This is a genomic window from Pseudomonas sp. NPDC077186, from assembly GCF_044543505.1.
Taxonomy (GTDB): domain Bacteria; phylum Pseudomonadota; class Gammaproteobacteria; order Pseudomonadales; family Pseudomonadaceae; genus Aquipseudomonas.
In genome coordinates this window covers 1665682-1691563 of sequence record NZ_JBITWE010000001.1, presented here as the reverse complement: position 1 = coordinate 1691563, position 25882 = coordinate 1665682, and the positions used below count along the sequence as shown (strand labels likewise).

General features: G+C 64.9%; 26 protein-coding genes. 20 read left to right on the top strand and 6 right to left on the bottom strand.

Translation table 11 applies throughout. From position 1 onward, the window contains the following. The first annotated feature begins 9 nt into the window (after window positions 1-9). The 6 genes from ACIGKL_RS07975 (at window position 10) to ACIGKL_RS07950 (ending at window position 3507) form a co-directional block, all read left to right on the top strand. The gene (locus ACIGKL_RS07975) at window positions 10-315 is read left to right on the top strand and encodes a MazG-like family protein (protein ID WP_397486124.1); all 306 of its coding nucleotides are present in this window, start codon (window positions 10-12) and stop codon (window positions 313-315) included. Continuing rightward, the gene (locus ACIGKL_RS07970) at window positions 312-1061 is read left to right on the top strand and encodes a methyltransferase domain-containing protein (RefSeq protein ID WP_397486123.1); all 750 of its coding nucleotides are present in this window, start codon (window positions 312-314) and stop codon (window positions 1059-1061) included. Before ACIGKL_RS07975 ends, ACIGKL_RS07970 begins: the two co-directional genes overlap by 4 nt. 79 nt (window positions 1062-1140) lie before the next feature. Further along, window positions 1141-1740, top strand: coding sequence for a DUF4136 domain-containing protein (locus tag ACIGKL_RS07965; RefSeq protein WP_397486122.1), 600 nt, complete (start codon window positions 1141-1143; stop codon window positions 1738-1740). 19 nt (window positions 1741-1759) lie between these two features. Further along, window positions 1760-2320: a DUF4136 domain-containing protein gene (locus ACIGKL_RS07960; RefSeq protein ID WP_397486121.1), complete on the top strand. Its 561-nt coding sequence runs from the start codon at window positions 1760-1762 to the stop codon at window positions 2318-2320. 168 nt (window positions 2321-2488) lie between these two features. After that, window positions 2489-2977 carry a GNAT family N-acetyltransferase gene (locus tag ACIGKL_RS07955; protein WP_397486120.1) on the top strand — a complete coding sequence of 163 codons (489 nt, stop codon included), beginning with the start codon at window positions 2489-2491 and terminating at the stop codon, window positions 2975-2977. An 80-nt stretch (window positions 2978-3057) separates the two neighbouring features. Beyond that, a complete protein-coding gene (locus ACIGKL_RS07950) occupies window positions 3058-3507 on the top strand; it encodes a DMT family transporter (RefSeq protein WP_031302760.1) in 450 nt (149 codons plus the stop codon). Window positions 3508-3632: 125 nt separating this feature from the next. Here the strand turns inward: ACIGKL_RS07950 and ACIGKL_RS07945 are convergent, their stop codons facing one another. Beyond that, on the bottom strand, window positions 3633-4568 hold the full coding sequence (locus ACIGKL_RS07945; RefSeq protein ID WP_397486119.1) for an SdiA-regulated domain-containing protein: 936 nt from the start codon (window positions 4566-4568) through the stop codon (window positions 3633-3635). A 412-nt stretch (window positions 4569-4980) separates the two neighbouring features. Here ACIGKL_RS07945 and ACIGKL_RS07940 point away from each other — a divergent pair, with 412 nt between their 5' ends. The 4 genes from ACIGKL_RS07940 (at window position 4981) to ACIGKL_RS07925 (ending at window position 9887) form a co-directional block, all read left to right on the top strand. Continuing rightward, a complete protein-coding gene (locus ACIGKL_RS07940) occupies window positions 4981-6468 on the top strand; it encodes a SulP family inorganic anion transporter (RefSeq protein WP_397486118.1) in 1488 nt (495 codons plus the stop codon). Between the two features lie 14 nt (window positions 6469-6482). After that, entirely contained in the window at window positions 6483-7334 is an 852-nt protein-coding gene (locus ACIGKL_RS07935; RefSeq protein ID WP_397486117.1) for a universal stress protein, read from the top strand. Window positions 7335-7436: 102 nt separating this feature from the next. Continuing rightward, window positions 7437-8558: a GGDEF domain-containing protein gene (locus ACIGKL_RS07930; protein WP_397486268.1), complete on the top strand. Its 1122-nt coding sequence runs from the start codon at window positions 7437-7439 to the stop codon at window positions 8556-8558. Between the two features lie 210 nt (window positions 8559-8768). Further along, the gene (locus tag ACIGKL_RS07925; protein WP_397486116.1) at window positions 8769-9887 is read left to right on the top strand and encodes a GGDEF domain-containing protein; all 1119 of its coding nucleotides are present in this window, start codon (window positions 8769-8771) and stop codon (window positions 9885-9887) included. A 183-nt stretch (window positions 9888-10070) separates the two neighbouring features. Here ACIGKL_RS07925 and lnt read toward each other — a convergent pair whose 3' ends face one another. From lnt to pilB, 4 genes are all read right to left on the bottom strand, one after another. Further along, window positions 10071-11594 (bottom strand): apolipoprotein N-acyltransferase, encoded by a 1524-nt coding sequence (gene lnt, locus ACIGKL_RS07920; RefSeq protein ID WP_397486115.1) that lies wholly within the window; start codon window positions 11592-11594, stop codon window positions 10071-10073. A gap of 314 nt (window positions 11595-11908) precedes the next feature. After that, window positions 11909-12775: a prepilin peptidase gene (locus ACIGKL_RS07915; protein WP_397486114.1), complete on the bottom strand. Its 867-nt coding sequence runs from the start codon at window positions 12773-12775 to the stop codon at window positions 11909-11911. 3 nt (window positions 12776-12778) lie between these two features. Continuing rightward, the gene (locus ACIGKL_RS07910) at window positions 12779-14002 is read right to left on the bottom strand and encodes a type II secretion system F family protein (RefSeq protein WP_397486113.1); all 1224 of its coding nucleotides are present in this window, start codon (window positions 14000-14002) and stop codon (window positions 12779-12781) included. A gap of 3 nt (window positions 14003-14005) precedes the next feature. Beyond that, entirely contained in the window at window positions 14006-15706 is a 1701-nt protein-coding gene (gene pilB / locus ACIGKL_RS07905) for a type IV-A pilus assembly ATPase PilB (protein ID WP_397486112.1), read from the bottom strand. A gap of 231 nt (window positions 15707-15937) precedes the next feature. Here pilB and ACIGKL_RS07900 point away from each other — a divergent pair, with 231 nt between their 5' ends. The 9 genes from ACIGKL_RS07900 (at window position 15938) to ACIGKL_RS07860 (ending at window position 21587) form a co-directional block, all read left to right on the top strand. Then, entirely contained in the window at window positions 15938-16123 is a 186-nt protein-coding gene (locus ACIGKL_RS07900) for a prepilin-type N-terminal cleavage/methylation domain-containing protein (RefSeq protein WP_397486111.1), read from the top strand. Between the two features lie 18 nt (window positions 16124-16141). Next, the gene (locus ACIGKL_RS07895) at window positions 16142-16600 is read left to right on the top strand and encodes a hypothetical protein (RefSeq protein ID WP_397486110.1); all 459 of its coding nucleotides are present in this window, start codon (window positions 16142-16144) and stop codon (window positions 16598-16600) included. A gap of 213 nt (window positions 16601-16813) precedes the next feature. Next, complete coding sequence (locus tag ACIGKL_RS07890) at window positions 16814-17623, top strand: ABC transporter permease (protein ID WP_397486109.1); 810 nt, start codon at window positions 16814-16816, stop codon at window positions 17621-17623. A gap of 2 nt (window positions 17624-17625) precedes the next feature. Further along, window positions 17626-18462 (top strand): hypothetical protein, encoded by an 837-nt coding sequence (locus ACIGKL_RS07885; RefSeq protein ID WP_397486267.1) that lies wholly within the window; start codon window positions 17626-17628, stop codon window positions 18460-18462. A gap of 2 nt (window positions 18463-18464) precedes the next feature. Then, window positions 18465-19373, top strand: a complete 909-nt coding sequence (locus tag ACIGKL_RS07880) for an ABC transporter ATP-binding protein (RefSeq protein ID WP_397486108.1) — start codon at window positions 18465-18467, stop codon at window positions 19371-19373. Between the two features lie 235 nt (window positions 19374-19608). Further along, the gene (locus ACIGKL_RS07875) at window positions 19609-20004 is read left to right on the top strand and encodes a nucleotidyltransferase domain-containing protein (RefSeq protein ID WP_397486107.1); all 396 of its coding nucleotides are present in this window, start codon (window positions 19609-19611) and stop codon (window positions 20002-20004) included. Continuing rightward, complete coding sequence (locus tag ACIGKL_RS07870) at window positions 19997-20422, top strand: DUF86 domain-containing protein (RefSeq protein WP_397486106.1); 426 nt, start codon at window positions 19997-19999, stop codon at window positions 20420-20422. The genes ACIGKL_RS07875 and ACIGKL_RS07870 overlap by 8 nt, the downstream gene beginning before the upstream one ends. 422 nt (window positions 20423-20844) lie before the next feature. Beyond that, a complete protein-coding gene (locus ACIGKL_RS07865) occupies window positions 20845-21264 on the top strand; it encodes a nucleotidyltransferase substrate binding protein (RefSeq protein WP_397486105.1) in 420 nt (139 codons plus the stop codon). Further along, window positions 21261-21587: a nucleotidyltransferase family protein gene (locus tag ACIGKL_RS07860; RefSeq protein WP_397486104.1), complete on the top strand. Its 327-nt coding sequence runs from the start codon at window positions 21261-21263 to the stop codon at window positions 21585-21587. Before ACIGKL_RS07865 ends, ACIGKL_RS07860 begins: the two co-directional genes overlap by 4 nt. A 197-nt stretch (window positions 21588-21784) precedes the next feature. Here ACIGKL_RS07860 and nadC read toward each other — a convergent pair whose 3' ends face one another. Next, the gene (gene nadC / locus ACIGKL_RS07855; protein ID WP_397486103.1) at window positions 21785-22633 is read right to left on the bottom strand and encodes a carboxylating nicotinate-nucleotide diphosphorylase; all 849 of its coding nucleotides are present in this window, start codon (window positions 22631-22633) and stop codon (window positions 21785-21787) included. A 310-nt stretch (window positions 22634-22943) separates the two neighbouring features. On the opposite strand from nadC, the gene ACIGKL_RS07850 reads away from it, so the two are divergent. Further along, entirely contained in the window at window positions 22944-25250 is a 2307-nt protein-coding gene (locus ACIGKL_RS07850; RefSeq protein ID WP_397486102.1) for a DUF1631 domain-containing protein, read from the top strand. The last annotated feature ends 632 nt before the right edge of the window (window positions 25251-25882 follow it).

Sequence of the window (25882 nt, the reverse complement as noted above, 5' to 3'; positions counted from 1 at the left end):
GAGCCCGTCATGAACCTGCCCGAACTCACCGCCCGCCTGCACGCCATCCGCGACGGCAACCAGTGGAAGCGCTTCCACAGCCCGAAGAACCTGGCCATGGCCGCCAGCGTGGAAATGGCCGAGCTGGTGGAGATCTTCCAGTGGCTCTCCGAGGACGAATCGCGCCAGTTGCCGGCGGACCAGCTGGCCCACGCCGGCCAGGAAGTCGGCGATATCGTGCTCTACCTGCTGCTGCTGTGCAGCGAGCTGGGCCTGGACATGGACGAAGTGGTACGGGCCAAGCTGGCCGACAGCGAAAGGCGCTTCGGCCAATGAGCGACCGCCACTTCGACGAGCTGGCGACCCGTTTCGCCGAGAAGATCTACGGCGGCGCCAAGGGCGCCATCCGCCTCGCCGTGCTTCAGGCCGACCTGGCCGAGGCGCTGCCGGAGCGCCCGCTGCGGGTGCTCGACGTCGGCGCCGGGCTCGGCCATATGAGCCTGTGGCTGGCCCAGCGCGGCCACCAGCTGACCCTGGCCGAGCCGGCCGCGCCGATGCTCGACGGCGCCCGCCAGCGCTTCGCCGAGGCCGGCCAGGCCGCCAGCTTTATCCAGGCGCCCTGGCAGGAGCTGCTCGGCCAGCTCGAGCAGCCCTTCGACCTGGTGCTGTGCCACGCCGTGCTGGAATGGCTGGCCGAGCCGGCGGCGATCCTGCCGGTGCTGCACCAGCTGGTCGCGCCCGGCGGCTGGCTGTCGCTGGCCTTCTACAACAAGGACGCGCTGGTCTACCGCAACCTGCTCAAGGGCCATTTCCGCAAGCTGCGCAAGGAGTGCTTCGCCGGCGAGGGGCAGAGCCTGACCCCGCAGCGCCCGCTCGACCCGCGCGAGCTGGCGGCGCAACTCGGCGCGCAGTGGCAGGTCGAAAGCCGCAGCGGCGTGCGCGTGTTCCACGACTACATGCCGCAGGAGTTTCAGGCCAAGGCCGAGCTGCTCGACCTGCTGGAAATGGAACTGGCCTACCGTCGCCACCCCAGCTTCGCCGGGCTGGGGCGCTACCTGCACTGGCTGTGCCGGCCGCGCTGAGCGGCCGCGATGGACGCCGCGGCAGGCCGGGCGTAGCCTGAAACCACTGGGTATGCCGCGCGCGACCACGGAGAACGCCATGCGCACCGCCATCGCCATCCTGTCATTGCCGCTGCTGGCCGCCTGCCAGAGCCCCAATCCCTACCAGGCGCAATCCCTGCCGATGCCGCCGGCGCCGCCCGAGGCCGCCCAGGTCTTCGACCGCAGCGCCTACCCGGCGCCGCCGCGCGACTACGGACGCTACCGCAACTGGAGCTGGCAGGGTGGCCAGCTGCCGGTGGGTAGCGCCTGGGCCGGCAGCGAGCTGCTGGCCGAGAGCCTCGGCAGCGGCCTCGACCAGCACGGCCTGCGTCCGGCGCCGGCCGGCCAGCCCGGCGACCTGCAGGTCAGCGCCTCGCTCAACCTGGAACGGCGCCTGCGCCAGTACTATGACGACTACGGCGCCTACTACGGCCATGGCCGCTACTGGGATGGCTACGGCGCCTGGGGCAGCGTGCCGCTGGTGCGCACCTACGAGGAGGAGGTGGCGGTGGTATACGTGCAGTTCTTCGACGGCCGCGACGGCCAGCCGGTGTGGAGCGGCAGCGGCGAGGCGCGCAGCGGCGGCAGCCAGCGCGAACGCGCCGATGCCCTGCGCGCCGCGGTCAAGGCCGCCCTGCGCGGCTACCCGCCCTATTGATACCAGAGGAGGAGCCGCCATGTTCCCGCGTCTACTGATTCTCCCGGCCCTGGCGCTGCTGGCCGCCTGCCAGAGCATCCAGGTCGAGCGCGACTACGACACCAGCCGCGACTTCGCCGCCTACCGCAGCTGGAGCTGGCAGGAGCCGGCGCTGACCTACAGCCCCAACGACCCGCGCCTGCACAGCGACCTCACCGAGCAGCGCATCCGCGACGCCACCGCCGAACAGCTCGACCAGCGCGGCCTGCGTCCGGCCGTCGGCGGCGCCCCGGCCGACTTGCGGGTGCAGGCGGCGCTGATCGTGGAGAACAAGCAGAACCAGGTCAGCACCTACCACGGCGGCTTCTGGGGCGGGCCCTGGGGCGGCTACTGGGGCGGCCCGGCCTACACCGAGACGCGCACCCTGGACTACCAGGTCGGCACCCTGCAGATCGACCTGATCGACGGCCGCGATGGCAAGCTGGTCTGGCGCGGCAGCGCCCAGCAGGTGCTGCGCAACAACGCGCCCAGCCCGGCCGAGCGCGCCGCGGCGATCCGCGAGACCGTGGCCAAGGTGTTGGCGCAGTATCCGCCGCACTGAGAGGTTCGCCACGCAGGTAGGGTGCGCCGCGCGCACCACGCCTCCTATTCATGGTGGTGCGCACGGCCTAGGCGGCCCCGCGACACCCTACGGCCAGGCGCCGTGACAATGGATTATTGCCAGGCGAGGCACTAGGCTCGGCATCTACTTCCCCCGACCGGTCCCGCCATGCTCACGACCTCCAGCCTCACCGTCCGCCCGGCGCAGGCCGCCGACCTCGCCGCGGTGGTGAGCTTTCCGCAGAACCCCGACGAACTCTTCTACTGCTACCCCAAGGCCAGCTGGCCGCTGAGCGTCGGCCAACTGGCCGCGGCCATGGCCGAGCGTCGCGACAGCACGGTGGTCTGCCTGGACGACCGGGTCGCCGGCTTCGCCAACTTCTACCAATGGCAGCACGGCGAGTACTGCGCCCTGGGCAACGTCATGGTGGCGCCCTGGGCGCGCGGCCAGGGCGTGGCGCAGCGGCTGATCGAGGCCATGGAGGCGCTCGCCCGTCAGCACTTCAAGGCCCGCGAGATGCGCGTGTCCTGCTTCAACGCCAACAGCGCCGGGCTGTTGCTCTATCCGCGCCTGGGCTACGCGCTCAGCGGCCTGGTCGAACGCCAGGATCACCGCCAGCAGCGGGTCGCCCTGCTGCAGTTCAGCAAGCCGCTGTGATGCCGCCGGCCGCCGCGGGCTGACGGGGCGGACAGGATTTGCGGCATAATCGCGCGCTCTTTGTTGCGCTGGAGATCGCCATGCCTGCCATACCCTGGTGGATGCTCGCCCTGCCGCTGGTCGCCGGCGCCTTCCTGCCGCTGCAGGCCGGGATCAACGGCCAGCTGGCCAAGCAGGTCTCCAGCGTGCTGGCGGCGGCCTTCATCTCCTTCGCCGTAGGCGGCCTGGCGCTGCTGCTGATGGTGCTGGTGCAGCGCGAGGCGCCGAGTTTCGCCGCGCTCAAGGGGCTGACCTGGTGGCACTGGAGCGGCGGCCTGCTCGGCGCCTTCTTCATCGCCACCGCCGCCTTCGCCGGACCGCGGGTCGGCGCGCTGCTGTTCATGGTGCTGGTGATCGCCGGCCAGCTGGGCATGGCGCTGCTGCTCGACCACTTCGGCTGGGCCGGTTTTCGCCAGGCGCCGATCAGCCTGGGCAAGGTCGCCGGCCTGTTGCTGATCGTCGCCGGGATCTGGCTGATTCGTCGCGGCTGAGTCTGCCGGCGCTTGCCCAGGCCAATGTTGGGAGTGGGGGCAAAGCGTAGGGTGGGCTTTAGCCCACCAGCGGTGATTGGCGTGGGCTAAAGCGGATCGCTGCCCGGCCCACCTACAAGGCGGAGTCAGTCGCGCTCGAAGCGGTAGAACAGGTTGGGTTCGCTGGCCAGGTAGAGGTCGCCGCGATTGTCGAAGGTCACCCCCTCGGCCTGCGGCACGCTGTCGCCCAGGCCGGCGAAGCCCCGCAGCAGGGAGCGGAAACTGACCAGCTTGCCGGCGCCGTCCAGCTCGATCAGCAGCTGCGATTCGTCGCTGAGCAGCACCAGGTGCCCGGTGCGTTCGTCGAAGTGCACGGACGACAGGTCGGTGGCGAACACCCCATGATCGATCCAGGCCTGGCGGTCGATGACCTCCAGGTTGAAGTCGCCGGCCAGGCTGCTTTTCAGGCCGCGGATTTCATAGAGCTTGCGCGGCGAGTGTTCCTTGACCACGAACAGGCGGTCGCCGGCGCGGTCGTAGCCCAGCCCCTCGAAGCCCTGGTTGCCGCCCAGGCCGATGCCCAGGGTCAGCGCCCGGTAATCCTCGCGAAACAGCGGCCCCGGCTGTTCCGGCACCTGAACCGCCACCAGACCGTGCTGGCGTTCCTCGGCCAGCAGCAACAGGCCGTCGCCCAGGTAGGTGACGCCTTCGACGTCTTCGAAACCGCTCAGCGGGTAGCGCCCGAGCAACTCGCCGTCCGGGCTCAGACGCAGCAGCTGTTCGGGGTTGTTGACCACGGCCCAGAGCTGGTCGCGGTCGTCGTCGTAGCTCAGCCCGGAGAAATTGTCCGTCACTCCCGCCACCGCCTTGGCCTCGATGCTCACGCGGTATTCCGGCAGCCACAGGCTGCGGTGTTCCCAGGCCTCTTCGTGCCAGCTGGTCTTGACCCAGAAGTACAGGCGGTCGTCCAGATGCAGGGCGCGCACCTGATAGACCATCAGCAGGACGAATAGCAACAGCGCCCATTTCCATGGGCTGACGACAGGTAGCCTTCCTAGCACCCCCTTGGCAGCGGACAGCATCGCTAAAGCGCTCGCAGACAGGTGGGAAAACGGCAGTATGGCGGCCCTGTGTTGCAGTTGAGCGCGCCTGCCGGCCTCGCAAGAGGCTGGCGTTCGACCGGGCGCTGCGCCATGCGTTCGGCCGGGGTTTTGGGCAAAAACGTAACCGGGTGTTAGACTGTGCGCCCTTTTCGCACGCCACGAACCTAGACAGGTCGCCATGACCCTGACTCAAGCGTACGCCTGGCTGCCTACGCCGCCATAAGTTTTCGTCCCCCTCTCGCGCCCGCGTCGGCCCTCGGCTGAGCGCGTGCGCCGCCGCGTGTCCGCCGTTGCGAATGGCCGGCGCACCTCTTTTCTCCGTTTTGTCGTCAACCCCTGTCCGCCTCGCGGCTGCGCGAGCATTGGCGGACCACAACCCTGGAATGTCCCGATGCTGCAAAGCCTGAAAAACACCTGGTTCTTTAATCTTCGCGGCGACGTGCTCGCCGGTCTGGTGGTGGCCCTGGCGCTGATACCCGAGGCCATCGCCTTCTCCATCATCGCCGGGGTCGATCCCAAGGTCGGCCTCTATGCCTCGTTCTGCATCGCCGTGGTGATCGCCTTCGTCGGCGGCCGCCCGGGCATGATCAGCGCCGCCACCGGGGCCATGGCCCTGCTGATGGTGACCCTGGTCAAGGAACACGGCCTGGAATATCTGCTGGCCGCCACCCTGCTGTGCGGGGTGCTGCAGATCGGCGCCGGCTACCTCCGGCTGGGCAGCCTGATGCGCTTCGTCTCGCGCTCGGTGGTCACCGGCTTCGTCAATGCCCTGGCCATCCTGATCTTTATGGCCCAGCTGCCCGAACTGACCAACGTCACCTGGCAGGTGTACGCCATGTGCGCCGCCGGTCTGGCCATCATCTACCTGTTCCCCTATGTGCCCAAGCTCGGCCAGCTGATTCCCTCGCCGCTGGTGTGCATCCTGTCGATGACCGCCGTGGCCATCTACTTCGGCCTGGATATCCGCAGCGTCGGCGATATGGGCGAGTTGCCCGATACCCTGCCGATCTTCCTCTGGCCGGACGTGCCGCTGACCCTGGAAACCCTGGCGATCATCTTCCCCTATTCGGCGGCGCTGGCCGTGGTCGGCCTGCTCGAATCGATGATGACCGCCACCATAGTCGACGACCTGACCGATACCGAGAGCGACAAGAACCGCGAATGCAAGGGCCAGGGCGTGGCCAATATCGCCTCCGGTCTGCTCGGCGGCATGGCCGGTTGCGCCATGATCGGCCAGTCGGTGATCAACGTGAAATCCGGCGGTCGCGGCCGCCTGTCCTGCCTGGTGGCCGGTGTGGTGTTGCTGTTGATGGTGGTGTTCCTCGCCGACTGGGTCAGCCAGATTCCCATGGCGGCGCTGGTGGCGGTGATGATCATGGTGTCCATCGGCACCTTCAGCTGGGACTCGCTGCGCAACCTGAAGAAATTCCCGCTGTCGACCAACCTGGTCATGCTGGCCACCGTGGCGGTGACGGTCTACACCCACAACCTGGCCTACGGCGTGTTCGTCGGCGTGCTGCTGGCGGCGATGTTCTTCGCCAACAAGATCGGCCACTTCCTCTATATCAGCTCGGAGACCGACGCCGACGGCCGCCAGCGCAACTACCAGGTGGTCGGCCAGGTGTTCTTCGCCTCCGCCGACAAGTTCGTCGCCGCCTTTGATTTCAAGGAGGCGGTTGCTAAGGTGAGCATCGACCTGTCGCGCGCGCATTTCTGGGACATCACCGCGGTCGCCGCGCTGGACAAGGTGGTGATCAAGCTGCGCCGCGAAGGCACCGAGGTAGAGGTGCTGGGCCTGAATCAGGCCAGCGCGACCATCGTCGACCGCTTCGGCGTGCACGACAAGGACAACGCCACCGACCTGCTGTCGGGCCACTGAGAAGGAGAACGACAATGACCCAGGTAATGGCCTGTATCGACGGTTCCCAGTCCTCCCCGGCGGTGTGCGACTACGCCGCCTGGGCCAGCCTGCGCTTGGATGCGCCGCTGTGCCTGCTGCACGTGCTCGACCACAAGCAGTACCCGCCGCGCAGCGACCTGTCCGGCAATATCGCCCTGGGCAGCCGCGAGCAGCTGCTGCAGGAACTGGCCGACCTCGACGAGCAGCGCAGCAAGCTGGCGCTGGAGCAGGGCCGTCTGGCCCTGGAGGCGGCCAAGGAACGCGCCCAGCGCGACGGCGTGGCCAATCCGCAGCTGCGCCAGCGCCATGGCGACCTGGCCGGCAGCCTGCGCGAACTGGAGAACGACATCCGTCTGCTGGTGATCGGCCGCCAGGGCGAGACCAGCGACGCCGTCAGCCAACTGGTCGGCAGCCAGCTGGAAAGCGTGATCCGCACCCTGCACCGGCCGATCCTGGTCAGCCCCGGCCAGTTCCAGGCGCCGCGCAGCCTGATGCTGGCCTACGACGGCAGCGCCACCTGCGACAAGGGCGTCGATATGCTCGCCGCCAGCCCGCTGTTCCAGGGCTTGCCGATCCACGTGGTGATGGTCGGTGCCGACAGCGACGATGCCCGCGCACAGCTGGAGCAGGCCAAACAGCGTCTGGTCGCCGGCGGCCACGAAGTACAGCTGGCGATCCGCGCCGGCGAGGTCGAGCCGACCCTGCACGACTACCAGGCCGAGCAAGGCATCGACCTGCTGGTGATGGGCGCCTATGGCCATTCGCGTATCCGCCAGTTCCTGGTCGGCAGCACCACCAGCCATATGCTGCAGACCAGCGTCAGCCCGCTGCTGCTGTTGCGCTGAGTGCCGGCAGACGGGCGGCGCACCGATACTGGCAGTTCGATATCTCGCTGATCGGCAAAAGGCGCTATGCTCAGGCCAGTAGTTGCTGTGATCACAAACAACATGACCGACGCCGAAGTACCGCGCCATCCCGCCGCCTTTGCCCTCTGGCGCGAAGTGCAAGACACCCGCGTGCGCACCCGTCTGGGCGGTTTCTACTACCTGCTGGCCTGGCTGCTGATCTGGCTGTTCAGCGCCGAGCCTGCCGCTCTGCTCGCCGTCGGCTTGGGCGGTAGCGCGCTGTTCTTCGTCCTGCTGCTGGCGCGCCAGCTGCACCGCCCCGGCCAGTTGGAAAGCCCGCAACAGTTGCAGCGCTGGCTCGACCAGCACTGGGGCCTGCTGCTGCTCACCTCGCTGTGCTGGGGCCAGGCCCACGCCTGGACCCTGTACCGCGCCGAATTCGCCGACTCGGCGCTGATCGCCACCCTGGCCACCGTCGCCTTCAGCACGGCGATGACCTTCAACTTCGCCATGCGCAAGCGCCGCGCCATGCTCGCCATCGCGCTGCTTTACCTGCCCGGCCTGGTGGTGCTGGCGTTGGAGTGGCCGCAGCAGCGCGCACTGCTGGTGACCCTGGGCTGCTACCTGAGCTACCTGCTGCTGGTGCTCGGCCGCAGTCACCGCGAATACCAGGCCACTTTGGCCCTGGAACTCAAGCTGCTGGAACAACAGGCGCGCCTCGACCTGCTCAGCCGCACCGACAGCCTGACCCAGTTGGGCAATCGCTACCAGTTCAACAACCTGTTCCCCAGCCTGGTGGCCAACGCCCGGCGCCGCGGCGAGCCGTTGTCGCTGGTGCTGCTGGATATCGACTGGTTCAAGCGGATCAACGACGAGTATGGCCATAGTTGTGGCGACGCCTGCCTCAGCGCCTTCGCCGAGCGCCTGCGCGAGGTGTTCCGTCGCGACGGCGACGCCCTGCTGCGCCTGGGTGGCGAGGAGTTCGGCGTGCTGCTGCCGAACACCGACCTCGCGCATGCCGCCGCCCTGGCCGAGCAATTCCGCCAGGAGCTGGCCCGCGACGGCCTGCGCCTGGGCGATCAGCGATTGCCGCTGACCGCCAGCCTCGGCGTCGGTAGCTTCGACGTCGACCAGGACGCCGAAGCCGAGGCCTTCTTCCGCCGCGTCGATCGCGCCCTGTACCGCGCCAAGGCGCAGGGACGCGATCGCCTGGTGCACGCCTGAGCGCTTGAAGCGTTCGAGTGGGGCGGACATGCCGAAGGCTTGTCCGCCGCATCGCCGGCCACGGTGGACAAGGCTGCGCCATGTCCACCCTACACAGGCGCGGCGCAACACATGAGCTTTGCTTTGCATGGTTTCGGTTCGCACTCCTGGAGAACTGCCAAAATGCCATCACTCGGCTAGGCTGATACTGTAGTGGTCGGAGTGCGCGCCATGCTGTCTGAAGTGAAGATGTCCAGCAGTGCCTTCAAGCTGTGGCGCGAGGCGAACGACGTGCACGCGCGCTCGCGTTTCGGCGGCTTCTACTACCTGCTGGCCTGGTGCCTGTTGTGGCTGACCAGCCGCTCGCCGACGCAAAACCTCTGGCTATGGCTGGCCGGCGGCCTGTTGCTGTTGCTGTTCGTCGCCCTGCGCATCCTTCACGAACCTCGCGAGCAGTGCGGCGAGATCGGCCTGCAGCTTTGGCTGCGCCAGCACTGGCTGCTGATGCTGCTGCAGGCGCTGCTCTGGGGGCTGATGCTGGCCGGGGTCGAGCTGAGCCGGGCGCTGGACGTCTCGCACCTGATGGTGATGCTCAACGTGGTGGTGTTCGCCACCGCAATGGCTTTCACCTACCCGATGCGCCGCGGCCCCTGCGCCCTGGCCATGCTGCTGATCTACCTGCCGGCCACCGCGGTGAAGTTCTGGCAGGAGCGCGGCGCGCCCGCCGAGTCGGTGGCGCTGCTGATCTACCTGGCCTACATGATGCTGTTTCTCTACCGCTGGCACCGCGAGTACCGCATCGGCCTGGAGCGCGAGATGCGCCTGCGCCAGCACAGCGAGGAGCTCGACCAGCGCAGCCGCACCGACGCCCTCACCGGGCTGGGCAATCGCTACCAGTTCAACGTGCTGCTGAGCAACTGGCTGGCCTACGTGCGCCGCCAGCACGGCCCGCTGGCCCTGGTGCTGCTGGATATCGACTGGTTCAAGCAGGTCAACGACCGCCACGGCCACAGCGCTGGCGACCTCTGCCTGCACCTGTTCGCCGAACGCATGCGCAAGGTGTTTCGCCGCGACAGCGACATCCTCCTGCGCCTGGGCGGCGAGGAGTTCGCCGTGCTGATGCCGCACACCGGCCTGGAGCAGGCCCTGCAGCTGGCCGAACGCTTTCGCCGCGAGCTGGAGCAGGAGCCGCTGCAGCTGCCGGCGCTGAGCCTGTCGATCACCTGCAGCATCGGCGTCGGCGACTACCTGCCGCTGTGCGACGACTCGCCGGAGGCCTTCTACAAACGGGTCGACGACGCCCTCTACCAGGCCAAGAGCAAGGGCCGCAACCGCGTCGAACTGGCCTGAGCCGGCCTGCCGGTGTGCGTAGGGGGCGCCGCGCGGCGATCCGCTTTAGCCTTGTAGGGTGGGCCGGGCGGCGATCCGCTTTAACCCACCAACGGTGGTTGGCGTGGGCTAAAGCCCACCCTACGGCCTTTGCACCCACTCCCAACGCTTAACACAGGCACAGCCTTATCCTGAGACGGCCGGTTAGACCGTCTTGGCCATGCGCCCGGCCAGCAGCGCCCAGCCCAGCAGCAGGGCGCAGAGGATCGCCAGCGGCCAGATGCGCCACTGCAGGTAGGGCGTCAGCCCCGTCATCGGCAGTACTTCGCCGTAGAGCACGCCCTGCTCGAACTGCGGCAGCTCGAAAACAATCTGCCCCTGCGGGTCGATCACCACGGTCATGCCGTTGTTGGTGGCGCGGATCATCCAGCGGCCGGCCTCCAACGCGCGCATCTGCGCCATCTGCAGGTGCTGCAGCGGGCCGATGGAGGTGCCGAACCAGGCGTCGTTGCTCACCGTCAGCAGGATCTCGCTATCGGCTGCCAGCGCCGCGGCGAATTCCGGGTAGACCACCTCGTAGCAGATATAGGGGGCCACCCGATAACCCTTGGCCAGCAGCGGCGCCTGCTCGGCCGGGCCGCGGGCGAAGTCGGACATCGGCAGGTCGAAGAAGGCGATCAGCCCGCGCAGCACTTCCTGCAGCGGCACGTACTCGCCGAAGGGCACCAGCTTCTGTTTGAGGTAGGTGCCCTGGCCGTCGCCGAAGCTGGTGATGGCGTTGTAGTAACGCAGCTCGCCTCGTTCATTGGCCTGGCGCACCGGCACCCCGGTGATCAGCGCGCTGCTGCGCTCGCGGGCGAAGCGATCCATCACGCCGATATAGCCTTGCGCCAGGTCCTTGAGTACCGGGATGGCGGTTTCCGGCCAGACCAGCAGGTCCACCCGCTCGGCGCTGAAGCTGAGGTCGCGGTACAGCGCCAACTGGGCGTTGAGTTGGGCCGGGTCCCATTTCAGGTTCTGTTCGACGTTGCCCTGCACGGCAGCGACCGTCAGGCTGTCGCCGGCCGGGCGAGTCCAGGGGCGATCCTTGAACGCCGGGCCGGCGACCCAGGGCGTCAGCAGCAGCACCAGGCCGACGGCGAGAAAAGCCGTGCGTGCCCGCAGGCGCGGCAGGTTGACCAGCAGCGCAGCGGACAGCGCCAGGCTGAAGGAAATCAGCCAGACCCCGCCGAGCGGTGCCAGGCCGGCCAGCGGCCCGTCCAGCTGGCTGTAGCCGGCGTAGAGCCAGGGAAAACCGGTGAGGAACCAGCCGCGGAACACTTCCTGAGCTAGCCACAGGGCGGCGAAGGCCAGGGCGTCGGCCAACGGCGCCTCGCTGCGCCGCAGCCAGCGCGCCCAGAGCGCGGCGGTGAGGGCGAAGAACAGGCCGAGGCCGGCGACGAAACCCAGGGTGAGGAAACCGGCCAGCGCCGGCGACGCGGCGCCGTAGTCGTGAATGCTGACGTAGACCCAACTGGTGCCGGCGGCGAACAGGCCGAAGCCGTAGCTCCAGCCGCGCAGCGCCGCCTGGCCGGGGCGCAGCTCGCGCAGGCCCAGGTAGAGCAGGGCAATCGACAGCAGCGCCAGTGGCCAGATATCGAAGGGGGCGAGGGCCAGCGGGGTGAGGGCGCCGGCGCCGAGTGCGAGCAGGTGGCCGGGCCAGCCCGGGCGAGTCATCCATTGCAACATGGGCAAGTCCTTGGATTCGGGTGGCGCAAGGGTAGGGGCAGGGAGCCGCCAGCGGCAAGCCTCAAGCGAAGGCAATTGCATGCATGGGTAGGGTGGACATGGCGAAGCCTTGTCCGCCATTGCCGGTTCCGCGGTGGACAAGCCTGGCGGCATGTCCACCCTACGCTTCCGCCGTTTGGATTGCGTTTCGCTGATCCACCTTACGCACTCGGCCTTGTAGGAGCCGCGCCCCGCGGCGAATCTCGGTGTGTGCGGCGGCGCAGAAGCCCAAAGCATCGCCCCGGGGACGGGGCTCCTACATGGATGTTGGCGGGCTAGAACCCGGCGAACTTCAGATAGCTGCCGGTAATCGCATCGCCCCAGAGCAGGGCGATCCAGCCGGCGATGGCCAGGTAGGGGCCGAAGGGGATCGGAGTGCCGGCGTCGCTGCCGCGCAGGCGCAGGATGATCACCCCGAGCACCGCGCCGACCAGCGACGACAGCAGGATGGTCAGCGGCAGGATCTGCCAGCCGCCCCAGGCGCCAAGCATGGCCAGCAGCTTGAAATCGCCATAGCCCATGCCTTCCTTGCCGGTGATCAGCTTGAACAGCCAGTACACCGACCACAGGCTCAGGTAGCCGGCAATCGCCCCCCACAGCGCGTCTTCCAGGCTGCTGAACAGGCCGAAGTAGTTGACGATCAAGCCCAGCCACAGCAGTGGCAGCACCAGTACATCGGGCAGCAACTGGTGGTCGGCGTCGATCAGGCTCATCGCCAGCAGGCCCCAGGCCAGCAGCAGCATGGCGCCGGCCTGCCAGGTAAAGCCGAAGTGCCAGGCGACGTAGCCGGAGAGCAGCCCGCAGGCCAGCTCCACCAGCGGGTAGCGCTTGCCGATCGGTGCCTTGCAGTTCGAACACTTGCCGCGCAGCAGCAGGTAGCTGATCACCGGGATATTCTCCCTGGGACGGATTTCATGGCCGCAGCTGGGGCAACTGGAATTGGGCAGCACCAGGTTGAACGTCTGCGCCTTGGGCGCCGGCGGCAACTCCAGCACCTCGCGCGCCTGGCTTTGCCAGTCACGCTGGAGCATCAGCGGCAGGCGGTAGATCACCACGTTGAGGAAGCTGCCGATCAGCAGGCCCAGCAGCAGGGCGCAGAAAACAAAGGCCAGCGCATGGCTGGCCAAAAAATCCAGCAGCATAAGTCAGCCGACCACCGCGCCCAGTTGGAAGATGGGCAGGTACATCGCCACGATCAGGCCGCCCACCAGCACGCCGAGCACCGCCATGATCATCGGCTCCATCAGCGTGGTCAGGTTGTCCACCGCGTTGTCCACTTCCGCTTCGTAGAAGCTGGCGGTCTTGTCCAGCATCTCGTCCAGCGAGCCGGCCTCTTCGCCGATGGCGGTCATCTGCACCGCCATGGTGGGGAAGATGCCGGTAGTGCGCATGGAGAAGTTCAGCTGGGTGCCCGACGACACATCGACCTTGATCTTGTTCACCGCATTGCGAAACACCACGTTGCCCGTGGCGCCGGCCACCGAGTCGAGCGCATCGACCAGCGGCACGCCGGCGGCGAAGGTGGTCGCCAGGGTACGGGCGAAGCGTGCAACCACGGCCTTGTAAAGAATGTCACCGACGATGGGGGCCTTGAGCAGGGCTCTGTCGAGGGCGTCGCGAAATTTCTCCGAACGTTTGTAGGTTTGGGTAAAGGCGAAGGTGGCGACGAACACCACGCCCAGCACCACGAACCACCAGCGCTGCAGGCCGCGGGAAAGGTTTACCACCATTTGGGTAAAGGCCGGTAGTTCCGCACCGAAGCCCTGGAACACCGACTCGAACTGCGGCACCACCTTGATCAACAGAATTGCGGTCACGATCACGGCCACCACTATCACCGCGATCGGGTAGGTCATGGCCTTCTTGATCTTGGCCTTGAGTGCCTCGGTCTTTTCCTTGTAGGTGGCGATACGATCCAGCAGGGTTTCCAGGGCGCCGGACTGCTCGCCCGAGTCCACCAGGTTGCAGTACAGATCGTCGAAATACATCGGCTTCTTGCGCAGGGAGGCGGCGAAGCTGTTGCCTGCGGCGACTTCCTGTTTCACATCGTCGATCAGCTTGCGCATATTGGGGTTGTCGAAGCCTTCGCCGATGATGTCGAAGGACTGCAGCAGCGGCACCCCGGCCTTCATCATGGTGGCCATCTGCCGAGTGAACAGGGCAATATCCATCGGCTTGATTTTCTTGCCTGCACCACCGAACAGCGGAGCGGCTTTCTTGCGCACCTTGAGCGGATTGATGCCCTGCTTGCGCAGTTGCGCCTTGACCAAGGCAGGAGATTGGCCGGACAACTCGCCCTTGACCTTGCCGCCTTTCCTGTCGGTACCTTCCCAGGCGAATACGCTGGTTTTTAGTGCTTTTGCCGCCATGGATTAATCCTTGGTCACGCGGTTGACTTCTTCCAGGCTGGTGATGCCCTGCATCGCCTTGAGCAGCCCGGAGGTGCGTAGATCGTTGAAGCCATCGGCTTTCGCCTGTGCGGCAATTTCGATGGAGTTGCCTTCCTCCATGATAATGCGTTGCAGAGAAGGCGTGATTTTAACTACTTCATAAATCCCCACCCTTCCTTTATAGCCGCCTTTGCAATTGTCGCAGCCATTGGGCGCGTAGAGCTTGAAGCTGCCGATCCTGCTTTCGGGGAAGCCCTCCTTGAGCAGAACCTCCCGCGGTACTTCCACTTCCTTCTTGCAGTTGCAGAGTTTGCGCGCCAGGCGCTGGGCGATGATCAGGTTGACCGAGGTGGCAATATTGAACGCCGGCACGCCCATATTGCGCAGGCGGGTGAGGGTTTCCGCGGCGCTGTTGGTGTGCAGGGTGGACATCACCATATGCCCGGTTTGTGCGGCCTTGATGGCGATCTCGGCGGTTTCCAGGTCGCGGATCTCGCCGACCATGATCACGTCCGGGTCCTGGCGCAGGAAGGCGCGCAGGGCCTGGGCGAAGTCCATGCCGTGCTTGGGATTGACGTTGACCTGGTTGATGCCTTCCAGGTTGATCTCCACCGGGTCTTCCGCGGTGGAAATATTGATATCCGTGGTGTTGAGGATATTCAGGCCGGTGTAGAGCGACACCGTCTTGCCCGAGCCGGTGGGGCCGGTGACCAGGATCATACCCTGCGGTTGTTTCAGAGCGGTCATATAGAGGTCTTTCTGGTACTCCTCGTAACCCAGTGCGTCGATGCCCATCTGCGCGCTGGTGGGGTCGAGAATCCGCATCACGATCTTCTCGCCCCACAGGGTGGGCAGGGTGTTGACGCGAAAGTCGATGGCCTTGTTCTTCGAGATCTTCATCTTGATCCGGCCATCCTGCGGCTTGCGCCGCTCGGAGATATCCAGCTGGGCCATGACCTTGAGGCGCGCCGACAGGCGGCTGGAGAGCTGGATCGGTGGGCGGGCGACCTCGTGCAGGATGCCGTCGGTGCGAAAGCGCACGCGGTAGACCTTCTCGTAGGGCTCGAAGTGCAGGTCGGAGGAGCCGCCCTTGATGGCATCCAGCAGCATCTTGTTGATAAAGCGCACCACCGGTGCATCGTCGGCGTCGCCGCCGGTACCGGCGTCGTCCTTGTCGTCGTTGACCGCCTCCACGTCCAGCCCATCGAGGTCGACGTCGGCCAGGTCTTCCATGCCGCTGGTGCCGGTATCGAAGAACTTGTCCAGCGCGTCGCCAAGGCGGTCGTCCTCGACCAGTAGCGCCTCGGTGCTGAGGCCGGTGCTGAACTGCACATCGGTAACGGCCTGGTGGTTGGTCGGGTCGGACAGGGCGATAAACAGCTTGTTGCCACGGCGGTACAGTGGCAGCACGCGGTGCTGGCGGCACAGCTTCTCGCTGATGACGTCGCGCGGCTGGCTGTCCTTGTCGATGGCCGTCAGATCGAAGAAGGGCACGCCGAACTGCTCGGCGGCGATTTCCGCCAGGGCGCGACTAGTGGCCAGCTTGTTCTGCACCAGATACGACACCAGGGGGATCTTGTTGCGCAGGGCCTGCGCCTGGGCCTGGCTGGCGGCGCGCTCGTCGAGCAGTTCGGCGTTGACCAGTTGCCGGGCCAGGCCGGTAAGAGAGGGGGCGTCGTTCATCGCACTTCGCTAATCGGATGTATAGAGAGTGCTGAACTTATAGCCCAATAGTGCGGCGAGCCCAAGTGCGGCATAACAAACTGACAAAAAATGTCATTTGCTGCCGTTGAAGGTTATTGCGTGGGCGAGAAAAGCTCGGGCAGCCCTTGTTGTGTGGGATTTGTAGAGTTGGCACGCCGACTGCTAGGTCTATGTCAGGTCGCTGACCTTAACCACAATAGGAGCTTGCCCATGAAGTCTCTCAAGAAACAAAAGGGTTTTACCCTGATCGAGTTGATGATCGTAATTGCGATCATCGGTATTCTCGCCGCCATCGCTATCCCGCAGTTCAACGAATACCGCCAGCGTGCTAACGACACCTCTGCTGTGGCGGATGTCAAGAATGGCACTACTTCGATTATTGCATCCCTACGGTAATGAACTGAGGACAAGATCATGAAAAAGATTTCTCTTGCTGTCGCAGGTTTGCTGTTTTCCGGTTTGGCCTCTGCTGTCCAGTTGCCGTCAACCGGTACAGTCTTTCAGACTGTGTGCTCGAATCTGAATGAGGACGTCAGAATTAACCTGACTACGGGTGTGGTTGCGGGTGTCAGCTGCACCAACGCCAGGGTCGCGCTTGCCGCTTGCCATACTGGTGGTATGCAGAAGTCGCGCTCTGTGGGGCAGAAGACTATTACGGTTCAAGTTGATGATGGCAGCGGTAATATGGTCGATCAGCAGCAAACGGTATCCTGCAGCGTGGGGACTGCTGATCCAGATTGTGCAACCGTTGCGGTGACAGGGGCCGCGGTTCCATCTTCTACCACGAATGCCGGTACCGTGAATAACCAGTATCCCGGTACTGGTGCTTGCACGGTAGGAGTGGCCGAGACCGTTGCAAACGGCTTGAACTAATTGCCTTTTAGGTGTTAGGGGGGGCTTGGCTCCCCTTTTTTATTTGTGGATAGCGGCGTGGGGTGGGGCTCCAATGGCGTCTCAGGTGTTTATCGCGCGGGGTGGTGATTTAAATGTTTTTCACTTGAATAAACTGTTATTTTCGTTTTATTTAGATTGGCGAGTAACTACTTTGTAACGTCGATTTTTCGGCTCAAGTATGTCCGGTAAGAGATGTCTATATTTCGCGATTTACTGACTGCACTCCGTCTGGCGTTTAAGGCAAAATTCGTCTGGATGGGTTTCGGCTTGTTGCTGGCCGTGGCGCTGGTAATGCTGTTGTCCGCCTATTTCGGCGGTCGTCAGCCGGTCACCGTGGCGCTAGACGTAGGCGTTTCCACTATTCGCTTGCTACTGCCGCTGCTGATTGTGCTCCTAGTGCAGGAGCTTTTGTCGCGCGAGTTCGACAAGCGTTATTATCTCAGCTCGCTAACTTACCCACGGGCACGCAGTAGCCTGTTGTTTGGACGTTTTGTTGCGGTATTGGCTTTGTTTTTGGGGCTGTTGTTGCTTTTGAGTTTTTTGCAAATCGGCCTGACGCAATTTCTCAGTGGCTTCTACCCGCAGGCCACGCCGGTGGCGTTGGGGCAGCCCTATCTGATTGTTATTGCCTTTATGGCCCTTGATCTGCTGGTGCTGGCGGCGCTTGCCACCTTGTTGGCAGTGGTGGCCTCGACGCCGAGCTTCGTTCTGATCGGTACCTTCGGCTTTATGCTGGTGGCTCGTTCTTATGGCGCTATTGTCGAGTTGCTTGGGCGTGATGCCGGGCTGGTGAGCAATACCGAGGGCTATCGTGCTGGCCTCGGTGTACTGGGTTATCTGTTGCCGGATCTCGGTGCGCTGGATGTGCGTATGGTGGCGCTCTACGGCAAGATGGAATTTCTCCCTGCCGACTGGCCCTGGTTGCTGCTAAGTAACCTGGCCTACGCCTTCGCCTTGCTGGCGCTGGCGGTGTGGGCGCTGCAACGCAAGCGCTTCAGTTGATCATGCGCCGCGGATCTTGCCGGTCTCTACTGCTGACCCTGCTCGGGTTTGGCGTGTTCTCCGTAGCCTCGCAGTGGCGCACTCAAGTGCCCGAGCAGGCGTTGCCGGTTGTTGAGGGGCGTGTGGTAATCGCCGCGCCAGTGTTGCTAACTCTTTTTGGTGGTGACCGCTTTCTTGCTGCCAACCTAGAGACCATGCGTCTGGCCGCTACCGGGGTGGACTGGGGTCAGGCAGATACCGGTTATCTGATCCGCGCTCAGGGGGAGGTGGCCGAGCTCAATGCCTGTCATGAGGACAACTACTACCTGGCCAATGGTCTGCTTACCTGGGGCGGTGCGGATCGCGAGGGTACCGAGGTGCTGCGTCGGGCCATGCAGTGTCGCTTCTGGGACGAATTTCCGGCGTTTTTCTATGGTTTCAACCAGGCGTTCTTCAACAAGGATATCGCCGAAGCTGGTCGCGCGTTGGAACTGGCGGCCCAGCGGGCGACCGATAATGCGGCTGGTTTTCGCAAGTTGGCGGTGATGCTGCAGGCGGAAAGCTTCGCCGACGAGAAACTGGCCCTGGAGTATCTGATCCAGCAGCGCGATACCGCGCGCGACGATCCTAAGCTGTTTCAGATGCTCGACAAGCGTGTCGTTCGCCTGCAGGGGTTGGTCGCCTTGCGCGAGGCGCAGCGGCGTTTCGAAACCGCGAACGGTGCTTTGCAGCGTCTGGATCAGTTGGTCGAAGCCGGCCTATTGGCTGCCCTGCCCGAGGATCCATTGCGGCTCGGTTACGAGTTGAAAGATGGTCGGATTGTGTTGAAGAAGATGAAGATCGCAGGGGTGGAGGAATAGTCTTGAATGCCGCACTGGAGTTTCACGGCGTCAGCCAGACTTTCCATGTAAAAGGCAGGTCGGTGCAGGCGCTGCGCGATGTGAGTTTTGCATTGGCCGAAGGCGAGGTGTTCGGTTTCGTCGGCCCCAATGGCGCCGGCAAGTCCACCACCATCAAGGTGATGCTGGACATCATCAACGACTATCAGGGCGAGGCGCGTATCTACGGTGTGGATGCGCGTCGTGCCGAGTCGCGTAAACCTTTGGCCTATGTGCCCGAGACGCCCGCGCTCTACGAGCAGTTCACCCCCCTGGAAATCTTGCGCATGGGTCTGTCCATGTATGGCATCAAGCGGGCGGACGCCGATGCCTGGTGCATGCACTGGCTGGAGCGCTTCTCCGTGGATATGAACGCCAAGCGGCGTATCCGCGAGTTGTCCAAGGGCAATGTGCAGCGTGTGGCACTGGCGCATGCCATGGTGGTGCAGCCCAAGCTGCTGGTGCTGGACGAGCCGTTGTCCGGGCTCGACCCGGTGGGGCGCAAGGATGTGGTGGATATCCTCACCGAGTTCAAGCAGCAGGGCGGGGCGATCTTCTTCACCTCCCATGTGTTGCACGACGTCGAGCGCATCGCCGACCGCTTCGGTTTCATCAACAAGGGTGAGCTGCTGACCGTGCGTTCCCCGCGCGAACTGGCCGCCGAGCGCGCCGACGATATGCTGGTGCGCTATCACGCCACACAGCCGATCGGCGAGCAGGTTCGTGTGCTGCGCGAGGGCGAGTTCGAGTGCGAGGTGGCGCAGGCGGATCTGCCGGCCTTTATCGCCCATCTGAACCAGGTCGGCGGCCACCTGCTGACGATCAAGCCGGCGGTTTCCCTGGAGACCGTGTTCTTCAATATCCTCGAAGGGGCCGCGCGCCAGGCTTCCTGAGTCGAGCGTTCTGCGCGCAGGGTGGACGGCGCTTTTTCATCCACCAGCCGGTTACAGGGTGGGGTAGTGATGCCTGATCCAGCCTGCTGGCTTCGCGCACTGTCACCGTTCGATGCTCGGAGGTTTGGGGCGCATATGCCGCGCAGCTTCCGTTGACGTATTACCCTTCGCCAGGCTGCGCGCCCCGCCCCGCAGTCCTGGGATACACTGGCGCAGTTGTATACGGAGGTTCGTCATGAATAGAGGGGCGTTGCTTGATTTGCTGCGTTCGCGCCTGGACGGGTTGCTGGCCGTTTACGCCTTTGGTAGTCGTGTGCAGGGCACGGCGGATAAGCGCAGCGATCTCGACCTGGCCGTGCTGGTGCGGGGCTATGTCGAGCCCTTGCGGCTTTGGGGGCTTGCCGGGGAGGCCGCGGATATCGCCGGTTGCCCGGTCGATCTACTGGATCTGCGTAAAGCGTCCACGGTGATGCAGCAGCAGGTGTTGCTGGGGGGCGAGCGCTGGTGGGTGGTCGATGGCGCCGAGGCCGGTCTGTTCGAGTGCGCGGTGCTGAGCGAGAAGGTCGAGCTGGATCGGGCCAGGGCTCCCCTGTTGCGGGATATCGAACGAGATGGGCGGGTCTATGGCTGACGATGTGCTGTTGAACAAGGCGGCGAGTATCGAACGCTGCGTGCGGCGTGCGCGCGAGGAGTACGATCGCGACCCGGCGAGTTTTGCCGAGGATTTCACTCGCCAGGATGCGGCGATTCTGAATATCCAACGGGCCTGCGAGGCGGCGCTGGATATGGGGCAGCATCTGATCCGGCGCGAGCGTCTGGGGATTCCGCAAAGTGCGCGCGATGTGTTCGCATTGCTGGCGGTGGCGGGTTGGATCGACAGCGACCTGGCCGAGGCACTTAAGCGCATGGTGGGTTATCGCAATATCGCTGTGCATGAATACCAGGCGCTGCAGTTGCCCATTACCGTTGCGGTCATCACCCGTCATCTGGGTGAGTTTCTCGACTATTCCAAGGCCATTCTGCAGGGCGATGCGCGCCGGCGCGGCTAGCCGGGTGCCACCTGTGCGTGCTTCGCCGCGGGGCGCGGCTCCTGCAGGGCGGGCCGGTTGCAGCGCCAGCCGCATCGACAGATCCACCGCCTGCAAATCCGCGATCCGCGGGCGTCTAAGGACGTTCTGAAAAAGCCATTGATCGTCACTCCCGCGAAGGCGAGAGCCCAGGGGCTACGCAGGTTCTGGATTATTCCCCTTCGGGCCAGCGCAAGCGCTGTTCAGCGATAAAGCCGCTGTCCCGCCTGTGCGGGAATGACGGCTATTTCAGCGTTTCCCCAAGGGCATGCAGTTCGCGCGGGTATTGGGATGTGGGCGGTAGTTTTCCGCTTTGTTCGGGCTGGCTTGAGCCATGGCGGAGTTGCTGTTCGGGTGAGTTATGATGCCGGGCAAGTCACCTTCTTTATGCTGGAAGTTTTCCCATGACCGATCAGGATATTCGTTGGCTGCAGCGGCTGAACAACTATCAGCGTGCGCTTGGGCAACTGACGCGGGCGGTGGACCTTGCGCAGAGTCGTCCGCTCAGCGAGTTGGAGCGGCAGGGGTTGATCCAGGCATTCGAGTTCGTCTTCGAGTTGGCCTGGAACCTGATGAAAGATTACTTCCTCTATCAGGGCGACCCGGCCATTACGGGTTCTCGCGATGCGATTCGTACGGCATTCAAGCGAGGGCTGGTGGTCGATGGCGAGGGCTGGATGGAGATGATCAAGAGCCGCAATCAGACCGCTCACACCTACAACGAAGCCGTTGCCATCGAGATCGCCGAGCGCATCCTGACGCGCTATCAGACGCTTTTCGTGCAATTTGAGCTGCGCATGCAGGGGCTGGCTGACGAGTTATGACGGGTGATAGTCGGTTCGGGCTGCCGCTGCGTGCGGTCGAGAAAATTTGCTCGGTATTTCGGGCTTGGCCGCAGGTCGAGCGGGTAACCCTGTATGGCTCGCGTGCCAAGGGTAGCTATCGCCCTGGGTCGGATATCGATCTGACGGTTGAGGGGGAGGGGCTGGCCCTGGAGCAACTGCTGGCGATGGAGAGTCAGATCGATGAGTTACTGCTGCCCTGGATGGTCGATCTTTCCCTCAGGGATCATATCGACAATCCGGCGTTGCTCGAGCATATCGCTCGTGTCGGTGTTTCCTTCTACGAGCGTTCTACCTGCCGGTAGGTGATTGCGTAGCCCGGATGCAATCCGGGGCTTTCTGTAACGGCTTTCCCGGATTTCATCCGGGCTACAGGCTACGGGTTGACCCCTCTGGCGTAGGAGCCCCGCCCCGGGGCGAGGCTTTTGGCTGAGCTGTCGCCTGTGCGAGCGCTTTCGCCGCGGGGCGCGGCTCCTGCAGGGATCGTTGAGCCGGGGCGGGCTTACAACGCCAGCCGCATCGACAGATCCACCGCCTTGACGTCCTTGGTCAGGGTGCCTAGGGAGATATAGTCCACCCCCGTCTCGGCGATGCTGCGCAGGGTGCTGTCGTTGATGCCGCCGGAGGCTTCCAGTTTGGCGCGGCCGGCGGTCAGGCGTACGGCTTCGCGCATATCTTCCAGTGAAAGCTCGTCGAGCATGACGATATCGGCCCCGGCTGCCAGGGCCTGGCGCAGTTCTTCCAGGTTTTCCACTTCCACTTCCACCGCCTTGCCCGGGGCGATCTGCTGGGCGGCGCTGACGGCCTGGGCGATGCCGCCGCAGGCGGCGATATGGTTCTCTTTAATAAGGAAGGCGTCGTACAGGCCGATGCGGTGGTTGTGGCAGCCGCCGCAGGTCACCGCGTATTTCTGCGCCAGGCGCAGACCGGGCAGGGTCTTGCGGGTGTCCAGCAGTTTCACCGCGGTGCCTTCGACCAGGTCGGCGTAGTGGCGGCAGCGGGTGGCGACGGCCGACAGGGTCTGCAGGAAGTTCAGCGCGCTGCGTTCGCCGCTGAGCAGGGCGCGGGCCGGGCCTTCGAGGCTGAACAGGGTCTGCCCGGCGCCGACCCGGTCGCCGTCCTGCACCTGCCAGTGCACCGCGACGCGCGGGTCGAGCTGGCGGAACACTGCATCGACCCAGGCCGTGCCGCAGACCACCGCCGCCTCGCGAGTGATCACACGGGCGCTGGCCAGGCGTTCGGCGGGGATCAGCTGGGCGGTGATGTCGCCGCTGCCGATGTCCTCGGCCAGGGCGCGGCGGACATTGGCCTCGATTTCGGCGGTGAGGTCGGCGAGGGTCAGGTTGGGCATGGTCGGCTCCGGGTCGGGGGTGCGGCGATTATAGGGGCAGCCGACCATTGGTGCAGCGGGCAGGCGCATGGGCCGTTACGCTGTAGGTGTGGCGCTTGTCCTGTGGCGACGACCGCCCGGAGGTGGTCGGGCGCTATCTGTGACCTGGGTCATGGATGTGGGAAAAATTGGCTTGGTGTGGCGTGCAGCCTCCCTATAATGCCTTTACTTTTTCCATTATTGACGCCAGGCCTTTGACGTTACGGACGACGCTCGGTTGACGCTGTGCAGACCAGAAGGCCCGAGTTCGGGCAGTCTGCGGGAGACTAGAATGAAGACCGACGCGAATGTGGTGCCTCTGAACAAGGCCGCCGCTGAGCAATCGCCAACTTCGCCGGTAGGAAGACTGCCCGTGGCGCTGATCCAGGTGCGTGACAAAGCTGCGCAACAGCTCAAGCAGAGCCTGCAGAGCCTGTTCGACAACGCCGACGATACCCTCTTCGAGATGGCCGACCGGGCGACCAGCAATGCCGAGCAGAACGCCTTCTTCGAGGCCATGCGCGACCTGCGCCTGAAACGCAAGAACATCGAGCGCGGTTTCCTGCAGAAGGTCTTCGAATCCTTCTCCAGCCTCAATCAGTACGAGATCGGCAAGCCGCAACCGGCGCTGGACGCGGTGTCGTTCGACAGCCTGAGCCTGGTGCAGAACGACGAGCTGGAAGAAACCGTGGCCCTGGATGCCATGGTGGCCAAGGTCATGAGCCGCGACGGCGTCGCCCTCGGGCACCTCACCACCCGTATCAATGCGGTGATCAGCAAGAAGCTCGACGACAAGAGCAACCCGCTCGGGCCGACCCAGCTCAGCGAGCATTTCCTCGATGCCTGCAGCAGCCTGGGCGTGGAAATCAAGGTCAAGCTGATCATCCTCAAGCTGTTCGAAAAATACGTGCTGGGCGGCAGCGATCTGCTCTACGCCGAGGCCAACCAGGCGCTGGTGGCGGCCGGCGTGCTGCCCGAACTGAAGTCCGCGGCGCCGCGCCGGCAGCAGCGTCCGGCCGCGTCCGCACATGCCCACGGCGCCGGCGAGGAAGGCATTCCGCTGCTGGAAGGGGCCGGCGAGGGCGTGCAGGAGGTGTTCGGCGCCCTGCAGGAGCTGCTCTCCCAGGTGCGCGGCACGGCGATGCCCAGGCGCGCCCAGGTGGCCGATGCGCTGCCGATTTCCAGCCACGACCTGATGCGCCTGCTGTCGCACATGCAGCAGCGCGCCCCGGCGCAGGTCAGCGTCGCCGATTTTGACCTGCGCGATCAGCTCGAACAGCTGCTGGTGCGCGCCAGCGCCAAGAGCGGCAAGGCGCGCGTGGTCGGCGAAGTCGACGAGGATGTGATCAACCTGGTGTCGATGTTGTTCGAGTTCATCCTCGACGACCGCACCCTGCCGGACTCGCTCAAGGCGCTGATCGGCCGCCTGCAGATTCCCATGCTCAAGGTCGCGGTGCTGGACAAGACCTTCTTCAGTCGCGGCAGCCACCCGGCGCGCCGGCTGCTCAACGAGATCGCCTCGGCGGCCCTGGGCTGGGTCGATCAGGACGACGCCCAGCGCGACAGCCTGTACCAGAAGATCGAGCAGGTGGTGCAGCGCCTGCTCAACGATTTCGTCGACGACCCGACCATCTTCTCCGAGCTGCTCGCCGAGTTCATGGCCTTCACCGGCGACGAGCGCCGGCGCAGCGAACTGCTCGAACAGCGCACCCGCGATGCCGAGGAAGGCAGCGCCAAGGCCGAACTGGCCCGTCGCGAGGTGGAGCAGGCCTTGAACGAGCGGCTGCTGGGCAAGACCCTGCCCGAGGTGGTGGTGCGCTTGCTGGAGGAAGCCTGGAGCAAGGTGCTGATGCTCACCTGCCTCAAGCACGGGGTGGATTCGCCGGAGTGGCAGGCCGCTCTGCAGACCATGGACGACCTGGTCTGGAGCGTGGCGCCGCACGAAGATCCCGAGGCGCGCCTGCGCCTGCTGGAACTGGTGCCCGGCCTGCTCAAGGCGCTGCGCGAGGGGATGGCCAGTGCGGCCTTCGATCCCTTCTCCACCAGCGAGTTCTTCAGCCAGCTGGAGGTGCTGCACGTGCAGGCCTTCCAGCGTTTCAAGCGTGCCGTCCCGGAGGCCGAAGTCGCCCCGGCCGAGCTCGACGAAGAGCAGCGCAGCGCCCTGGCCGACGCCGGTCTCGAGCTGCCGCTGCTGGAGCTGCCGGCGGCCGAGGAGGTCGAGGACGCACCGGCGATGGTCGAGGTGATCGAGGAGATCGTGCTCCTGGCGCCCGGCCAGACCCGCCCGCAGGAGCCGGAAGTGGCGCTGCCGGACGACGACGAGGCGCTGCTGCAGGTGGACAACCTGCGTGTCGGCAGCTGGGTCGAGTTCCAGGAAGACGAGGAGCACAAGCTGCGCTGCAAGCTGGCGGCGATCATCAAGCCCACCGGCAAGTTCGTCTTCGTCAACCGCACCGGCATGAAGGTGCTGGAGAAGACCCGCACCGGCCTGGCCGTGGAATTCCGCCGCAACGCCATCCGCCTGCTCGACGACGCACTGCTGTTCGACCGCGCCCTGGAGTCGGTGATCGGCAATCTGCGCAAGCTGAAGAACGCCTGAGGCGTTCTGCCGGGCCGCCCAGGTGGCCCCGGCGATGCTGATGCGGCGTGGGTCGATGTTGGGCTTCGTCGCAGGCTCCTCAGCCCAACCTACGATTGAACCGGCAATCGGCCATTTATGTGGCGTAGGTTGGCGCTGAGCGCAGCGAAGCCCAACGCGGGAGGCAACGCTCCCCGCTGATTTGGACGCGGCGTGCGCCGATGTTGGGCTTCGTCGCGGGCTCCTCAGCCCAACCTACGATTGAACCGGCAATCGGCCATTTATGTGGCGTAGGTTGGCGCTGAGCGCAGCGAAGCCCAACGCGGGAGGCAACGCTCCCCGCTGATTTGGACGCGGCGTGCGCCGATGTTGGGCTTCGTCGCGGGCTCCTCAGCCCAACCTACGATTGAACCGGCAATCGGCCATTTATGTGGCGTAGGTTGGCGCTGAGCGCAGCGAAGCCCAACGCGGGAGGCAACGCTCCCCGGTGATTTGGACGCGGCGTGCGCCGATGTTGGGCTTCGTCGCGGGCTCCTCAGCCCAACCTACGATTGAACCGGCAATCGGCCATTTATGTGGCGTAGGTTGGCGCTGAGCGCAGCGAAGCCCAACGCGGGAGGCAACGCTCCCCGGTGATTTGGACGCGGCGTGCG

What these genes read in the sequence shown, in the direction of transcription:
- ACIGKL_RS07975 (WP_397486124.1), top strand. Translation starts at nt 10, where the DNA reads ATGAACCTGCCCGAACTCACCGCCCGCCTGCACGCCATCCGCGACGGC.
- ACIGKL_RS07970 (WP_397486123.1), top strand. Translation starts at nt 312, where the DNA reads ATGAGCGACCGCCACTTCGACGAGCTGGCGACCCGTTTCGCCGAGAAG.
- ACIGKL_RS07965 (WP_397486122.1), top strand. Translation starts at nt 1,141, where the DNA reads ATGCGCACCGCCATCGCCATCCTGTCATTGCCGCTGCTGGCCGCCTGC.
- ACIGKL_RS07960 (WP_397486121.1), top strand. Translation starts at nt 1,760, where the DNA reads ATGTTCCCGCGTCTACTGATTCTCCCGGCCCTGGCGCTGCTGGCCGCC.
- ACIGKL_RS07955 (WP_397486120.1), top strand. Translation starts at nt 2,489, where the DNA reads ATGCTCACGACCTCCAGCCTCACCGTCCGCCCGGCGCAGGCCGCCGAC.
- ACIGKL_RS07950 (WP_031302760.1), top strand. Translation starts at nt 3,058, where the DNA reads ATGCCTGCCATACCCTGGTGGATGCTCGCCCTGCCGCTGGTCGCCGGC.
- ACIGKL_RS07945 (WP_397486119.1), bottom strand. Translation starts at nt 4,568, where the DNA reads ATGCTGTCCGCTGCCAAGGGGGTGCTAGGAAGGCTACCTGTCGTCAGC.
- ACIGKL_RS07940 (WP_397486118.1), top strand. Translation starts at nt 4,981, where the DNA reads ATGCTGCAAAGCCTGAAAAACACCTGGTTCTTTAATCTTCGCGGCGAC.
- ACIGKL_RS07935 (WP_397486117.1), top strand. Translation starts at nt 6,483, where the DNA reads ATGACCCAGGTAATGGCCTGTATCGACGGTTCCCAGTCCTCCCCGGCG.
- ACIGKL_RS07930 (WP_397486268.1), top strand. Translation starts at nt 7,437, where the DNA reads ATGACCGACGCCGAAGTACCGCGCCATCCCGCCGCCTTTGCCCTCTGG.
- ACIGKL_RS07925 (WP_397486116.1), top strand. Translation starts at nt 8,769, where the DNA reads ATGCTGTCTGAAGTGAAGATGTCCAGCAGTGCCTTCAAGCTGTGGCGC.
- lnt (WP_397486115.1), bottom strand. Translation starts at nt 11,594, where the DNA reads ATGTTGCAATGGATGACTCGCCCGGGCTGGCCCGGCCACCTGCTCGCA.
- ACIGKL_RS07915 (WP_397486114.1), bottom strand. Translation starts at nt 12,775, where the DNA reads ATGCTGCTGGATTTTTTGGCCAGCCATGCGCTGGCCTTTGTTTTCTGC.
- ACIGKL_RS07910 (WP_397486113.1), bottom strand. Translation starts at nt 14,002, where the DNA reads ATGGCGGCAAAAGCACTAAAAACCAGCGTATTCGCCTGGGAAGGTACC.
- pilB (WP_397486112.1), bottom strand. Translation starts at nt 15,706, where the DNA reads ATGAACGACGCCCCCTCTCTTACCGGCCTGGCCCGGCAACTGGTCAAC.
- ACIGKL_RS07900 (WP_397486111.1), top strand. Translation starts at nt 15,938, where the DNA reads ATGAAGTCTCTCAAGAAACAAAAGGGTTTTACCCTGATCGAGTTGATG.
- ACIGKL_RS07895 (WP_397486110.1), top strand. Translation starts at nt 16,142, where the DNA reads ATGAAAAAGATTTCTCTTGCTGTCGCAGGTTTGCTGTTTTCCGGTTTG.
- ACIGKL_RS07890 (WP_397486109.1), top strand. Translation starts at nt 16,814, where the DNA reads ATGTCTATATTTCGCGATTTACTGACTGCACTCCGTCTGGCGTTTAAG.
- ACIGKL_RS07885 (WP_397486267.1), top strand. Translation starts at nt 17,626, where the DNA reads ATGCGCCGCGGATCTTGCCGGTCTCTACTGCTGACCCTGCTCGGGTTT.
- ACIGKL_RS07875 (WP_397486107.1), top strand. Translation starts at nt 19,609, where the DNA reads ATGAATAGAGGGGCGTTGCTTGATTTGCTGCGTTCGCGCCTGGACGGG.
- ACIGKL_RS07870 (WP_397486106.1), top strand. Translation starts at nt 19,997, where the DNA reads ATGGCTGACGATGTGCTGTTGAACAAGGCGGCGAGTATCGAACGCTGC.
- ACIGKL_RS07865 (WP_397486105.1), top strand. Translation starts at nt 20,845, where the DNA reads ATGACCGATCAGGATATTCGTTGGCTGCAGCGGCTGAACAACTATCAG.
- ACIGKL_RS07860 (WP_397486104.1), top strand. Translation starts at nt 21,261, where the DNA reads ATGACGGGTGATAGTCGGTTCGGGCTGCCGCTGCGTGCGGTCGAGAAA.
- nadC (WP_397486103.1), bottom strand. Translation starts at nt 22,633, where the DNA reads ATGCCCAACCTGACCCTCGCCGACCTCACCGCCGAAATCGAGGCCAAT.
- ACIGKL_RS07850 (WP_397486102.1), top strand. Translation starts at nt 22,944, where the DNA reads ATGAAGACCGACGCGAATGTGGTGCCTCTGAACAAGGCCGCCGCTGAG.